Genomic DNA, 13,384 nt, shown 5'->3' on the forward strand with positions numbered 1-13,384 from the left:
GCCGTCAGGCCGGGTCGTCGTGCTGCGGTTCCTGGGCGATCGCTGTGCCGGGCGTGGTCTGCGAGGAGTTGCCCCGCTCACCCGGGCCCTCGTCGTCGGCGGGCACGTCGCTCATGGGGTCGCGCGGGCTGAGCAACCGCTCCAGCAGCGGGCCGGTGATGCGGCGGAACAGCCGGCGCTGGCGGTGCCGGTCGAGCACCGCCACCTCCAGCAGGTCCGCGCCGAGCTCACGCGGCTCGCCGCCCTGGGGATCCTGACCCAGCAGCTCGACCGCCAGGGCGAGGGCCTGGCCGAGGCTGAGGTCGGCCCGCCACCGCTCCTCCAGGCCCGCGGTGATCGCGTCCGGCTGACCCCCCATCGCGACGAAACCCTGCTCGTCGGCCACCGAGCCGTCGTAGGTGATCCGGTAGATCTGGTCGTCGGCGGCCGTGCGGCCGACCTCGGCGACGACGATCTCGACCTCGTACGGCTTGGACTCCTGGGTGAACACGGTGCCGAGCGTCTGGGCGTAGGCGTTGGCGAGGCCGCGCGCGGTCACGTCGCTGCGGTCGTAGGAGTAGCCGCGCAGGTCGGCGTAGCGCACGCCCGCGACGCGCAGGTTCTCGAACTCGTTGTACTTGCCCACCGCAGCGAAGGCGACGCGGTCGTAGATCTCGCTGACCTTGTGCAGCGCGCGCGAGGTGTTCTCGGCGACGAAGGCGATGCCGCCGTCGTACTGCAGGACGACGGCGGACCGGCCGCGCGCGATGCCCTTGCGGGCGTAGTCGGCGCGGTCCTTCATCAGCTGCTCGGGTGAGACGTAGAACGGCATCGTCATGACTGCACCTCCCCCACCTGGCCGGACGGCGCACCGGCCGGGCCACCGGGACTACCGCGCCGCTCGGCGCCACCGGGGTCGCCGAGTCGGTCGTTGACGACGGCCTGGACGACCTCGGTGAGCGCCTCGTCGGCGACCCGGCGGTAGCCACCGGCGTCGACGACGCCCACGACGGGCCAGATCCGGCGGTTGAGATCAGGGCCGCCGGTCGCGGAGTCGTCGTCCGCGGCGTCGTAGAGCGCCTCGACGGCGATGCGCACCGCCTGGTCGGCGCTGAGGCCGGGACGCCACAGCTTCTTCAGGGCGCCGCGGGCGAACAGCGACCCCGATCCCACGGAGTGGTGGTGGTGCTCGACGTAGCAGCCACCGGTGACGTCGTAGCTGTAGATCCGCCCCTCGCGGTCGTCGAGGTCGTAGCCGGCGAAGAGCGGGACGACGGCGAGCCCCTGCATGGCCAGGCCGAGGTTGGCGCGCAACATGGCCGCGAGCCGGTTGGCCTTGCCCTCGAGCGAGAGCAGCGTGCCCTCGATCTTCTCGTAGTGCTCCAGCTCGACCTGGAAGAGCTTGACCAGCTCGACGGCCAGGCCGGCGGTGCCCGCGATGCCGACGCAGGAGAACTCGTCGGTGCCGAAGACCTTCTCGATCTCGCGGTTGGCGATCATGCTGCCCATCGTGGCCCGGCGATCGCCGCCCATGACCACGCCGCCGTCGAACTCCACCGTGACGATGGTGGTGCCGTGTGGTGCCTCAGGGACGGTGCCGGGCGGCAGGGCTCGGCCGCTGGGTAGCAGCGTCGGGGCGTGAGCGGCGAGGAAGTCGGTGAACGACGAGGAGCCGGGCACGAGGAACGCGCGCGGCAGCCGGCCGGACGGGTGGAGGTGCTCGGAGCTCACTGGCCGCCCTTCTGGACGAACGAGCGCACGAAGTCCTCAGCGTTGGACTCCAGGACGTCGTCGATCTCGTCCAGCACCGAGTCGATGTCGTCGTCGAGGCCCTCCTTGGTCGCGGCTCCGGACGGCACCGGCGCGGGTGCCTCGTCCGGCTCGTCCTCGCGTCGCTGCGGGCGCTGCTGCTCCTGACCGGGCATGACGTCCTCCTCGAAATCGACCTCGAGACACCACCCTAGTCGGCGCGCCTGACAACGCCGTGCGGGCGCGTCGATCCAGCTGGCGTCAGCGCTGCGCCAGCGCCGCCATGAGGTCGGCGGCCGTGTCGCTGGCGTCGATGAGGTCGCCGACCATGTCGCGCCCCCCGCGCAGCGGCTCCAGCATCGGGACCCGCTGCAGTGAGTCGCGCCCGGGCACGTCGAAGATCACGGAGTCCCACGACGCAGCGGCGACGTCCCGGCCGTACTTGGCCAGGCAGCGCCCGCGGAAGTACGCGCGCGTGTCGTCCGGTGGCTGCTCGACGGCGTCGACGACGGCGGCGTCGTCCACCACGCGCTCCATGCGGCCGCGGGCGGCGAGGCGATGGTAGAGCCCCTTCTCGGGGCGCACGTCGGTGTACTGGACGTCGATCACGCCGAGGCGCGGGTGGTCCCAGTCGAGGTGCTCGCGCTCGCGGAAGGCCTCGAGCAGCGACAGCTTCGCCACCCAGTCGAGCTCGCGCACGCACTCCATCGGGTCGCGCTCGAGCCGGGTCAGCACCGACTCCCACCGCTCGAGCACCTCGCGCGTGTCGGCGTCCGCGTCGTCACCGTAGCGGTCGTCGACGTACTTGCGCGCCTGCTCGAAGTAGGCCCACTGCAGCTGCACGGCGGTGATCTCGGAGCCGTCCCGCAGCGCGACCCGGGCCTGCAACGTCGGGTCGTGCGAGACCGCTCGCAGGGCCGCCACCGGCCGGGCGAGGGTGAGATCGCGCGTGAAGGCGCGGTCCTCGACCATCGCCAGCACCAGGGACGTCGTGCCGAGCTTCAGCAGCGTCGCGACCTCCGAGAGGTTGGCGTCACCGATGATCACGTGCAGGCGGCGGTACTTGTCGGCCGAGGCGTGCGGCTCGTCGCGGGTGTTGACGATCGGCCGCTTGAGCGTCGTCTCGAGCCCGACCTCGACCTCGAAGAAGTCGGCGCGCTGGCTGATCTGGTAGCCGGCGCGCTCGCTCTCGGGGCCGAGACCGACCCGGCCGGCGCCGCAGACCACCTGGCGCGACACGAAGAACGGCACGAGGTGACGGACGATGTCGGCGAACGGCGTCGCGCGGCTCATGAGGTAGTTCTCGTGCGTGCCGTACGACGCGCCCTTGCCGTCGGTGTTGTTCTTGTACAGGTTCACCGGCTCCAGGCCGGGGCTGCTCGCGATGGCCCGCACGGCAGCGGCCATGATCCGCTCCCCCGCCTTGTCCCAGCGGACGGCGTCCCGCGGCGAGGTCACCTCAGGTGAGCTGTACTCGGGGTGGGCGTGGTCGACGTACAGACGCGCGCCGTTGGTGAGGATGACGTTGGCGAGCGTGGGGTCGTCCTCGTCGGTGAGCTGCGAGGCGTCGGCCATCGCCCGGCTCATCTCGAAGCCGCGCGCGTCGCGCAGGGGCGCTTCGTCCTCGTAGTCCCAGCGGGCTCGCCCGGCCCGGTGACCCAGGGGTTGGGCGTAGGCGTTCACCACCTGCCCCGACATCAGCATGGGGTTGGCCTCGGGGTCCCCCGGACGCGAGATGCCGTACTCGGTCTCGATGCCCATCACTCGTCGAACGCTCACCCCCCGAGCGTACGGTGAGTGACCACCTGATCTGCCCCTGACCTCGCGCCGCCGGGTGGCCGATGGGGCCGGTATGCGACGTCCTGCGTCTTCCTCCCGTCCTGCCCGGCTCCGCAGCACCGCCTGCGCGCTCCTGGCCGGCGCCGTGTCGGCCGTGGTGGCATGGGGTGTGCCCGCACCCGCCGCCCACGCGGCCACCACGACGGCGTCCCCCACGCGGCCGCTATGGGTGTGGGGCAAGGACGACCCGCAGCGGGTGGTCGACTTCGCGGTCGCCCACGGCGTCGACGACCTGTACGTGCACGTCACGCCCACGGTGCTCACCGACGGTGACCTGCCCCGGCTGCGCGCTCTCGCCCAGCTGGCCCAGGCGGCCGGCCTCACGCTGAGCGCCCTCGGCGGCGACCCGGCGTGGACCAACCGGCCCGCCGACGCCCTCGCCTGGCAGCAGGCCGCCCTGTCGACCGGCCTGTTCCGCGCCGCGCACGTCGACGTGGAGCCCTACGCGCTCGCCGGTTGGAGCACGCCGCGAAAGCGGGCCGCTCTGGCCGCGAAGTACGTCGACCTGCTGACCCGCCTGCAGTCGGCCGACCCGCGCCCCCTCGAGGCCGACGTGCCGTTCTGGTACGGCACGATCGCCTCCCCGACCGGTCACGGCACACTGGCCGACGACGTCCTCGCACGCGTCGACGCCGTCACCGTGATGAGCTACCGCGACTCGGCCGCAGCGATGGTCGACGTCGGTCGCGACGTCCTGCAGCGCGCGGACCGTCTCGCCGCCACGACCGGCCGGCGAGTGCCCGTGCACCTGGCCGCCGAGACCAACCCGCTGACCGACTGCGCGTACTGCACGTTCGCCGAGGAGGGTGACGCGGCCCTGCGGCAGGCCCTGGACGCAGTGGACGTCGCGGCCGGCGCCTACGCCACGTACGCCGGCACGGCAGTGCACGACCTGACGGGTTGGTCGCTGCTGAGGCCGTGATCGTCGGGTCGTCGTAGGGTCGCTGGCGTGACCAGTGCCGACCGCGTGAACCGCCGATGAACCAGTCCAGGGCGCTGCCGCTGCGCACCCGCGTCGCCGTCGCGCTGTTCGACGGCCTCACGAGCCGCAAGCGGCTGCGCGACCTCACGCTCGAGCAGATCCAGGCCTCGCGGCGGGTGCAGCCACCGCACCGGCCGCCCTTCAGCTGGGTGTTCGGCGCGGTCCCGGCCGGTGTGCGGATGCGCGACGACCTGGCCGAGACCCGGGCCGGCGAGTGCCGCGTCCGGTTCTACGAGTCTCCCGTGCACCGGCGTCCCGGCCCGCTCGTCGCGTTCTTCCACGGCGGCGGCTGGGTGCGCGGCAGCCTCGGCGGCTACGACGCGGTGTGCGGCGAGGTCGCGGCGCGCACCGGGGCGCTGGTGATGTCGGTGGACTACCGTCTGGCGCCGGAGCACCCCTTCCCCGCTGCGGTGGAGGACGCCTACGACGCGACGTGCTGGGCGGTCTCGCGGGCCGAGGTGCTCGGTGTCGACACCGCGCGCGTGGCGGTGATGGGCGACAGCGCCGGAGGCAACCTCGCGGCCGTGGTGGCCCGGGTGGCGCGGGACGAGGGCTCGGTGGCGCTCGCCGCGCAGGTCCTGGTGTATCCCGGCACCGACGCGACCCTCGCCTCGCCGTCGATCACCGAGAACGCCGACGCGCCGATCCTGACGCGCACGGCGATCGTCGACTTCCTCGACCTGTACCAGCCGACCGGCGACCGGCGGGACCCCCGGATCTCTCCCCTGCACGCGGCCGACCTCTCGGGCCTGCCGCGCGCGGTCATCCAGACCGCGCAGCACGATCCCCTGCGCGACGACGGCCGGCGCTACGCGGACGCGCTGCGCGAAGCCGGGGTGCCGGTGCGCTACACGGAGTACGCCGACGTCCCGCACGGGTACCTGTCGTTCCCGGGGGTCACCGCGTGCGGTCGTCAGCCCCTGGCCGAGATCGCCGCCGAGCTGCGGGAGACCTTCGCGTGAGACAGCGACGACCGGTGTGGCTGGTGGTCGACCTGGTGGCGCTCGTCGTCTTCGCGGCGATCGGGCGCCGCAGCCACGCCGAGGGCATCACGCTGACCGGCGTGGTGACCACGGCGTGGCCCTTTGCCGCCGGGGCCGTGGTGGGCTGGATCGTGGTCCGCGCCTGGCGTCGTCCGGTGGCGGTGTGGCCCTCGGGCGTCGCGTCGTGGCTCGGCGCCCTCGTGGTCGGCATGGTGCTGCGGCACCTCACTGGTGAGGGCACGCCGCTGGACTTCGTCGCCGTTGCAGCGGTGTTCCTGGCCCTGTTCCTGCTCGGCTGGCGCGTGGTCGTCTCCGTGGCGCGACGCCGGCGCCCCAGCCCGCCGCTGCCGTCGGCGCAGCGATGAGCGAGCGCACCGACCACCTCGTCGCGTGGGTGGTGCTCAGGGGTCCGGACGGGCGGGTGCTGCTGTCACGTCGGTCCGGCGTGTCGTACGGCGAGGGACTCTGGGGCCTGCCCGGTGGGCACGTCGGCGACGACGAGGGCCTGGCCGCCGGCGCCGCGCGCGAGCTGCGGGAGGAGGTGGGCGTCACCGTCGACGCATCGCTGCTGCGACCGCTCGGGGTCACGCGCTACGTCGACGGACCGCACCGCGGCACCGACTTCTTCTTCGGCGCTGACGCCTGGGCCGGGGAGCCCGAGCCGGTGGCCGAGTGCTCGCAGGTGGGCTGGTTCGACCCTGCCGCCGTTCCCGACGGCGCGCTGCCGTGGCTCGGCTCAGCGCTGCGGACCCATCTGCTGGACGGCGTGTGGCTGTCCGACCACCCGGCTCAGGGCTGACCGCTCGGTCACTGCACGTCAGTCCTCGCTCGGCCGCCAGCGCTGGTGGTGGGTGCCCGAGACGCCCTGCCGCACCAGCTCCAGGCGCGGTCGCGGGGCGTCGCTGCGCCCGGTCTGCGGCTTGCGGCTGCCGGCCCGCCACGGCTGCGGCCAGGCGACGCCTGCACCGGTGTACTCCTGCTCGGCCGCGGCGTGCAGCGTCCAGCTCGGGTCGTACAGGTGCGCCCGGCCGAGGGCGCACAGGTCGGCCCGCCCGGCCATGATGAGCGAGTTGACGTCGTCGTAGGACGAGATGGCACCGACCGCGATGGTCGTGACGTCGGTACGGTTGCGGATCGCGTCGGCGAAGGGCGTCTGGTACGACCGCCCGTACGCCGGGCGCTCGTGCGACACCACCTGCCCGGTCGACACGTCGACGGCGTCAGCTCCGGCCTCGGCGAAGGCTCGCGCGACCTCGACGGCGTCGTCGACGTCGTGGCCGCCCTCAGCCCAGTCGGTGGCCGAGATCCGCACGCTCATCGGGCGGTCGGCGGGCCACACCCCGCGCATCGCAGCGAACACCTGCAGCGGGTAGCGCAGCCGGCCGGCCAGCGCTCCCCCGAACTCGTCGGTGCGGTGGTTGGTGAGTGGGGAGATGAAGCTCGACAGCAGGTAGCCGTGCGCGCAGTGCAGCTCGAGCAGGTCGAAGCCGGCGTCGATGCCGCGGCGTGTGGCGTCCACGAACTGCTGGGTGATGGCGTCCAGCTCGGCGACCGTCAGCTCGTGCGGCACCTGGCTGACGCCCTCCAGGTACGGCAGCGGCGACGGCGCGACGACCGGCCAGTTGCCCTCGGGCAGCGGCTGGTCGATGCCCTCCCACATCAGCCGGGTCGAGCCCTTGCGACCGGAGTGGCCGAGCTGCAGGCCCACCTTGGTGTCCGAGCGCGTGTGGACGAAGTCCACGATGCGCGCGAAGGCTGCCGCCTGCTCGTCGTTCCACAGGCCGCAGCACCCGGGCGAGATCCGCCCCTCGGGCGACACGCAGACCATCTCGGTCATCACGAGCCCGGCGCCGCCGAGGGCCTTGCCGCCCAGGTGCACGAGGTGGAAGTCGTTCGGGACGCCGTCCCGCGCCACGTACATGTCCATGGGCGACACCACGATCCGGTTCGCCAGCTCGAGCTCGCGCAGCCGCAACGGCTGGAACATCGCCGGGCGAGGCTGCCCGTCGCCGTTGCCGCGCGCCGCCTCGTGCTGGGCGAACCACGCCTCGGCCGCGGCGGCGAACTCGGGGTCGCGCAGCCGCAGGCCCTCGTGCGTGACGCGCCGGCTGCGGGTGAGGATGTTGAAGGCCAGCTGCATCGGCTCCTGGTCGAGGTACTGGCCGAGGTTCTCGAACCACTCCAGGCTCGCCTGGGCCGCGCGCTGCGTCGACAGCACGACAGGACGGCGCTCGGTCTCGTACGCGTCGAGCGCCGCGTCGACGTCCGCCTGCTCGTGCAGGCAGGCGGCCAGCGCCAGCGCGTCCTCCATGGCCAGCTTGGTGCCGCTGCCGATGGAGAAGTGCGCGGTGTGGGCGGCGTCGCCGAGCAGCACGATGTTCCCGCGCCGCCAGGTCTCGGTGCGCACGGTGCCGAAGCTGATCCAGCGCGACTGGTTGGTGAGCACGGCGTGACCGTCGAGGACGTCGGCGAACAGCTCGCGCACGACCGCGATCGCGGCGTCGTCGGACTCCCCCGGCTGCCACTCGCGGTCGGCCGTCGCGTCGAAGCCGGCGGCGCGCCACACGTCGTCGTGCATCTCGACGATGAAGGTGCTGCCGTGGCGGTCGAAGGGATAGGCGTGCAGCTGCATGACGCCGTAGGGCGTCTCGCGCACCACGAACGTGAAGGCGTCGAAGACCTTGTCGGTGCCCAACCACATGTAGCGACAGCGTCGCGTGTCGACGCTGGCGCCAAGCTCGTCGGCGAACCGTTGACGCACAGCGGAGTTCACGCCGTCCGAGGCGACGACGAGGTCGTGATCACGAGCCAGTTCGTCGACGTCCGGCGCGAAGGTCGAGTGCAGCAGCTTGACGCCGAGCTCGTTGCACCGGGCCTGGAGCACCTGCAGCAGCCGCAGCCGGCTCATCGCGGCGAAGCCGTGACCTCCGCTGGTGATGACCTCGCCCCGGTAGTGGATGTCGATGTCGTCCCAGCGGGCGAACTCGCGCTCCATGGCAGCGTAGATCGCAGGATCGGCCGTCTCGATCCCCCCGAGGGTCTCGTCGGAGAACACGACGCCGAAGCCGAACGTGTCGTCGGGCGCGTTGCGCTCCCACACCGTGATGTCGTGGTGAGGGCCGAGCTGCTTGGCCAGGGCGGCCAGGTAGAGGCCGCCGGGGCCGCCGCCGATCACCGCGATACGCATGGGGTCTCCGCACCGTGAGTCTTCATGTCGCCATCATGACGCTGGTCACCGATACGCTATCCCGAACCGAGGCACGAGGAGGAGTCCTGTGGCTGCGTTTCGAGGGTCCGCGCCGATCACGCCAGAGTGGAAGCACTTCCGCGTCACGCGCGACGAGGGCGTCTGCACCCTGACGTTCGACCGACCAGAGCGGCTGAACGCCCTGACGTTCGAGGTGTACGCCGACCTGCGGGACTTCTTCGCTGAGCTGCAGCACCGCGGTGACACCAAGGTGGTCGTGCTGCGCGGGCAGGGTCGAGCGTTCTGCTCCGGTGGCGACGTCCACGAGATCATCGGCCGCACCCTCGACATGGACCATGCTGACCTGCTGGCCTTCACCCGCATGACCGGCGAGGTGGTGCGGCTCATCCGTGAGGTGCCGGTGCCCGTGATCGCTGCGGTCCACGGTGTCGCAGCCGGGGCGGGCTCGGTGCTGGCGCTGGCCAGCGACCTGCGGGTGGTCGAGCGGTCGGCCCGGTTCGCGTTCCTGTTCACGCACGTCGGGCTCGCCGGAGCCGACATGGGAGCGGCGTACCTGCTGCCGCGCCTCGTCGGCCTCGGCCGCGCCAGCGAGCTGCTGCTGCTCGGCGACGCGCTGCCCGCCGAGCGCGCGGAGGCGTGGGGCCTGGTGAACCGCCTCGTGGACGACGGGGAGGCCGCCGACGTCGCCGACGAGCTGGCGCGTCGGCTGGCCGCAGGTCCCACGCAGGCCTACGCGCAGACCAAGGCCCTGCTCTCGCGCGAGCTCGACATGGGGCTCTCGGCCGCGGTGGAGCTCGAGGCCGTGACGCAGGCGCTGCTCATGACGGGCGCCGACTACCGCGAGTTCTACGCGGCCTTCAGTGAAGGTCGCGCGCCGACGTGGCAGGGCCGGTGACATGAGCGCCTTCGAGCTGGATCCTGCGCAACGCGAGCTCTACGACTCCGCCCGACAGCACGCGCGCGAGACGCTGCGCGGGCTCGCGGCAGCGGGCGTCGAGGGTGAGGTCAACCGACCGTTGCTGCGGTCGATGGGCGAGCTGGGGCTGCTCGGCAGGCTGTTCCCCGGGCCGGAAGCGGCGGCACTCGACCTGTGCCTGCTGCGCGAGGCCCTCGCCACCGAGAGCACCGAGGCCGAGACGGCGCTGGCGCTGCAGGGACTGGGCACCTACCCGGTGCTGCAGAGCGGCTCCCCCACGCAGGTCGACCGCTGGGTGCCAGCGGCCGCCAGCGGCGAGGCCGTCGCGGCCTTCGCCCTCACCGAGCCCGAGGCGGGGTCCGACGCCGCGGCGCTCACCACCGTCGCTGACCGCGACGGCTCGGGCTGGCGGCTGACGGGCACGAAGGTCTGGATCTCCAACGCACCTCAGGCGGACTTCTACACCGTCTTCGCCAGGACGACGCCGGACGCACGCGCCAAGGGAGTGAGCGCGTTCGTCGTCCCGGCTGACCGCACGGGAATCGGCGGAGAGCGCCTGCAGCTGCTGTCGCCGCACCCCATCGGCCGGCTGGACCTCGACGGGGTGCGCGTCGAGGCCGACGAGCTGCTGGGCCAGCTCGACCGCGGGTTCGCCGTGGCCATGCGCACGCTCGACCTGTTCCGGCCCAGCGTCGGTGCCTTCGCGGTCGGCATGGCGCAGGCGGCGCTCGACGCGAGCGTGACGCACGTGCGCGAGCGGCAGGCCTTCGGTGGCCACTTGGCCGACCTGCAGTCCGTGGGGCACCGGCTGGCCGAGATGGCCCTGCGCACGCAGGCCGCGCGGCTGATGGTCTACCAGGCCGCCGCGGCCTACGACGCCCGCCTCAACGGGGTGTCGGCGCGCTCGGCCATGGCCAAGCTGTTCGCCACCGAGGCGGCGCAGTACGTCGTCGACTCCGCCGTGCAGCTGCACGGCGCGCGGGCGCTGCAGCAGGGGCACCTGCTCGAGCACCTTTACCGCGAGGTGCGCGCGCCGCGCATCTACGAGGGCGCGAGCGAGGTGCAGCTGAGCATCATCGCCCGAGACCTGCTGCGTCCGCGTCCGTAGTTGTCCCAGCCGGGCACTTGGGGTCCGAAGTGCACGGCGGCTGGGCCCGGGCGGGTCAGGGAGCCGGCTGGCGCAGTCGGAAGCGCTGCAGCTTGCCGGTGCTCGTGCGCGGGAGCGCGTCGACGAACTCGATCGCACGCGGGTACTTGTAGGGCGCGATCGTCGCCTTGGTGTGGTCCTGCAACGCCCGCGCCATCTCGGCAGTGCGCGGCGCACCCTCGGCCAGCACCACGAGCGCCTTCACCACGTGACCGCGGTCGGTGTCGGGTACGCCGATCACCGCCACCTCCACGACGTCGGGATGCGCCATCAGGGCCTCCTCGACCTCCGGCGCCGCGATGTTGTAGCCCGACGAGATGATCATGTCGTCGCTGCGCGCCTGGTACCAGAAGTAGCCGTCGTCGTCCTGCAGGTACGTGTCGCCCGTGACGTTCCAGCCGTCCTGCACGTACACCGACTGACGCGGGTCGGCGAGGTAGCGGCAGCCGGTGGGGCCCTTGACGGCGAGCCGACCCACCTGACCCGGCCCCAGCGGGCGGCCCTCGTCGTCGAGCACGGTCGCCTGGAAGCCCGGCACCGGCCTGCCGGTCGAGCCAGGCCTGATGTCGTCGTCCGCGGCCGAGATGAAGATGTGCAGCATCTCGGTCGAGCCCAGGCCGTCGATGATGCGGACGCCGGTCGCGTCGTGGAACGCCTGCCACGTCGCCGCAGAGAGGTGCTCGCCGGCCGACACGCACCGGCGCAAGGACGACAGGCGCTCCGGACGCCCCACCGCCAGCAGCGAGCGGTACGCCGTGGGAGCCGTGAAGACGACGGTGACGCCGTGCTCGGCGATCAGGTCGGCCAGGTCGTCGGGTGCGGCACGTTCGACGAGCAGGCTGCGGGCGCCGGCTCGCAGCGGGAACACCACCAGCCCACCGAGCCCGAAGGTGAACGCGAGCGGCGGCGTGCCGGTGAACAGGTCGTCGGACGTAGGCCGCAGGACGTGCCTGGAGAACGTGTCGGCGTTGGCGAGGACGTCGCGGTGGAAGTGCATCGTCGCCTTGGGCCGTCCGGTGGTGCCGGACGTGAAGGCGAGCAGCGCGACGTCGTCGGACGCGGTGTCGACCGCGGTGAACTCACCCGAGCGGGCGCGGGCCCGCGTCGTGAGGTCGTCGTCGCCGTCGCCGCCGTACACGATGAGCGGCACGCCGAGGTCCGCAGCCGCGAGGTCGTCGACGAAGCGGTGGTCGCAGACGGCGAGGTCCACCCGGGCGATCTCGTGCACCGTGCGCAGCTCACCGGCGCGCAGCAGCGGCATCGTCGTGACCACGACGCCACCGGCCAGCAGCACGCCCAGCCAGGACGCGACGAGCCAGGGGTTGTTGGGTCCGCGCAGCAGCACCCGTCCACCCGGTACGAGCCCGTGCTCGTCGACCAGCACCTGCGCCACCTGACGCGCGTTGCGGGCCAGGTCGGCGTACGACCACTGCGTGCCGTCCGGGGCCAGCAGCGCCGTGCGGTCACCGCCGTGCTCGGCGATCGTCGTGTCGACGAGCTCGACGGCGCAGTTGAGGCGCGGTGGGTACTGGACGTCGGGCAGGTCGAACAGCATCTCCGGCCACGTCTCCCGGGGCGGGAGGTTGTCGCGGCAGAACGTGTCGACGTGGGCCGATGCGGCGGTGGTGGGTTCTGCGCTCACGCCCGTCAGTATTCCTCTTTCGTGACGACAATCAAGAGATCGCGACACGCGTGGCGTTGCGCGGTCGGCCGGATATCGTGCACCCGTGACGATCGACGACCGGGAGGCAAGTCGGCCCGCACCGCCCCAGCCCCGAGCGCTCATCGTCACCGTCTACGGGCTGTACGCTCGCCGCACGTCGGGGTGGCTCGCCGTCTCGACGCTCATCCGCTTGATGGATGACGTGGGCGTCGAAGAACCCGCCGTGCGGTCGGCCATCTCGCGGCTGAAGCGCCGCGGCGTGCTGGTCGCTCGGCGCCGTGGCGGCGTAGCCGGGTACGAGCTGTCGCCTGCAGGGCAGGGAATCCTCGCTGAGGGCGACGAGCGGATCTTCAGGCGCACGCGTGCCGGGCTCGACGACGGCTGGCTGCTGGCCGTCTTCAGCGTCCCGGAGTCGGAGCGGCGCCGCCGTCACCAGCTGCGATCGAGGTTGGCCTGGCTCGGTTTCGGCACGGTCTCGGCCGGCGTCTGGGTCGCGCCCGCTCATCTCGAGCAGCAGACCAGCGACGTGCTGGAGCGCGAGGCGCTCACGGCCTACGTCGACCTGTTCCGGGCCGACCACGTGGGCTTCACCGACGTGCGCCAAGAGGTCTCGCGATGGTGGGACCTCGACGACCTCGCCCGGATGTACGAGGAGTTCGCCTCCGTGCACGCGCCGGTGCTGCGCCGGTGGACGCGCCGGCGCACCACCGATGACCGGGCCGCGTTCGTCGACTACGTGACCGCCCTCACCGCCTGGCGTCGGCTGCCCTACCTCGACCCCGGCCTGCCGCTGGAGGTGCTGCCGCGCCACTGGCCAGGCCTCCGCGCGGCCGCGGTGTTCGACGACCTGCGATCACGGCTGGCACCGCAGGCCGAGCGCCACATCGCGCAGACGGTGAGCGAGACGCTCGGCTGAGG

General features: G+C 72.5%; 13 protein-coding genes. 7 read left to right on the plus strand and 6 right to left on the minus strand.

The annotated features are described in order from the left end of the window. Positions 1-4: 4 nt before the first annotated feature. The 4 genes from prcA to dop form a co-directional block, all read right to left on the minus strand. Entirely contained in the window at positions 5-817 is an 813-nt protein-coding gene (gene prcA / locus ASD06_RS05690; RefSeq protein ID WP_200941907.1) for a proteasome subunit alpha, read from the minus strand. Beyond that, positions 814-1,710: a proteasome subunit beta gene (prcB, locus tag ASD06_RS05695; protein WP_056674456.1), complete on the minus strand. Its 897-nt coding sequence runs from the start codon at positions 1,708-1,710 to the stop codon at positions 814-816. The genes prcA and prcB overlap by 4 nt, the downstream gene beginning before the upstream one ends. Further along, a complete protein-coding gene (locus ASD06_RS05700) occupies positions 1,707-1,904 on the minus strand; it encodes a ubiquitin-like protein Pup (RefSeq protein ID WP_056674458.1) in 198 nt (65 codons plus the stop codon). Before ASD06_RS05700 ends, prcB begins: the two co-directional genes overlap by 4 nt. Before the next feature lie 85 nt (positions 1,905-1,989). After that, a complete protein-coding gene (gene dop, locus ASD06_RS05705) occupies positions 1,990-3,507 on the minus strand; it encodes a depupylase/deamidase Dop (protein ID WP_082537743.1) in 1,518 nt (505 codons plus the stop codon). 169 nt (positions 3,508-3,676) lie between these two features. Between dop and ASD06_RS05710 the strand changes: the two genes are divergently transcribed. Genes ASD06_RS05710 through ASD06_RS05725 form a run of 4 tightly spaced genes read left to right on the plus strand, consistent with a single transcriptional unit; the run spans position 3,677 to position 6,331 of the window. After that, complete coding sequence (locus ASD06_RS05710; RefSeq protein ID WP_157371543.1) at positions 3,677-4,489, plus strand: hypothetical protein; 813 nt, start codon at positions 3,677-3,679, stop codon at positions 4,487-4,489. 56 nt (positions 4,490-4,545) lie between these two features. Further along, the gene (locus ASD06_RS05715) at positions 4,546-5,511 is read left to right on the plus strand and encodes an alpha/beta hydrolase (protein WP_056674463.1); all 966 of its coding nucleotides are present in this window, start codon (positions 4,546-4,548) and stop codon (positions 5,509-5,511) included. Next, positions 5,508-5,897: a DUF3054 domain-containing protein gene (locus ASD06_RS05720; RefSeq protein ID WP_056674464.1), complete on the plus strand. Its 390-nt coding sequence runs from the start codon at positions 5,508-5,510 to the stop codon at positions 5,895-5,897. The genes ASD06_RS05715 and ASD06_RS05720 overlap by 4 nt, the downstream gene beginning before the upstream one ends. Continuing rightward, the gene (locus ASD06_RS05725) at positions 5,894-6,331 is read left to right on the plus strand and encodes an NUDIX domain-containing protein (RefSeq protein ID WP_056674468.1); all 438 of its coding nucleotides are present in this window, start codon (positions 5,894-5,896) and stop codon (positions 6,329-6,331) included. The genes ASD06_RS05720 and ASD06_RS05725 overlap by 4 nt, the downstream gene beginning before the upstream one ends. Positions 6,332-6,349: 18 nt before the next feature. Here the strand turns inward: ASD06_RS05725 and ASD06_RS05730 are convergent, their stop codons facing one another. Beyond that, a complete protein-coding gene (locus ASD06_RS05730) occupies positions 6,350-8,719 on the minus strand; it encodes a bifunctional salicylyl-CoA 5-hydroxylase/oxidoreductase (protein WP_056674471.1) in 2,370 nt (789 codons plus the stop codon). A gap of 88 nt (positions 8,720-8,807) precedes the next feature. Here ASD06_RS05730 and ASD06_RS05735 point away from each other — a divergent pair, with 88 nt between their 5' ends. Together ASD06_RS05735 and ASD06_RS05740 are read left to right on the plus strand one after the other, a co-directional pair. Further along, complete coding sequence (locus tag ASD06_RS05735; protein ID WP_056674473.1) at positions 8,808-9,635, plus strand: enoyl-CoA hydratase family protein; 828 nt, start codon at positions 8,808-8,810, stop codon at positions 9,633-9,635. Position 9,636: 1 nt separating this feature from the next. After that, positions 9,637-10,764: an acyl-CoA dehydrogenase family protein gene (locus ASD06_RS05740; RefSeq protein ID WP_056675044.1), complete on the plus strand. Its 1,128-nt coding sequence runs from the start codon at positions 9,637-9,639 to the stop codon at positions 10,762-10,764. Between the two features lie 55 nt (positions 10,765-10,819). On the opposite strand, the gene ASD06_RS05745 is transcribed toward ASD06_RS05740, so the two are convergent. Then, positions 10,820-12,445, minus strand: a complete 1,626-nt coding sequence (locus ASD06_RS05745; RefSeq protein WP_304438672.1) for an AMP-binding protein — start codon at positions 12,443-12,445, stop codon at positions 10,820-10,822. Positions 12,446-12,530: 85 nt separating this feature from the next. On the opposite strand from ASD06_RS05745, the gene ASD06_RS05750 reads away from it, so the two are divergent. Continuing rightward, positions 12,531-13,382: a PaaX family transcriptional regulator C-terminal domain-containing protein gene (locus tag ASD06_RS05750; RefSeq protein ID WP_056674475.1), complete on the plus strand. Its 852-nt coding sequence runs from the start codon at positions 12,531-12,533 to the stop codon at positions 13,380-13,382. Positions 13,383-13,384 lie beyond the last annotated feature (2 nt).

Source organism: Angustibacter sp. Root456 (genome assembly GCF_001426435.1).
GTDB lineage: Bacteria > Actinomycetota > Actinomycetes > Actinomycetales > Angustibacteraceae > Angustibacter.

Excerpts from the sequence above, each read along its gene's own strand:
- ASD06_RS05730 (WP_056674471.1), bottom strand. The coding sequence starts at position 8,719 with ATGCGTATCGCGGTGATCGGCGGCGGCCCCGGCGGCCTCTACCTGGCC.
- ASD06_RS05700 (WP_056674458.1), bottom strand. The coding sequence starts at position 1,904 with ATGCCCGGTCAGGAGCAGCAGCGCCCGCAGCGACGCGAGGACGAGCCG.
- ASD06_RS05715 (WP_056674463.1), top strand. The coding sequence starts at position 4,546 with ATGAACCAGTCCAGGGCGCTGCCGCTGCGCACCCGCGTCGCCGTCGCG.
- ASD06_RS05725 (WP_056674468.1), top strand. The coding sequence starts at position 5,894 with ATGAGCGAGCGCACCGACCACCTCGTCGCGTGGGTGGTGCTCAGGGGT.
- prcA (WP_200941907.1), bottom strand. The coding sequence starts at position 817 with ATGACGATGCCGTTCTACGTCTCACCCGAGCAGCTGATGAAGGACCGC.
- ASD06_RS05740 (WP_056675044.1), top strand. The coding sequence starts at position 9,637 with ATGAGCGCCTTCGAGCTGGATCCTGCGCAACGCGAGCTCTACGACTCC.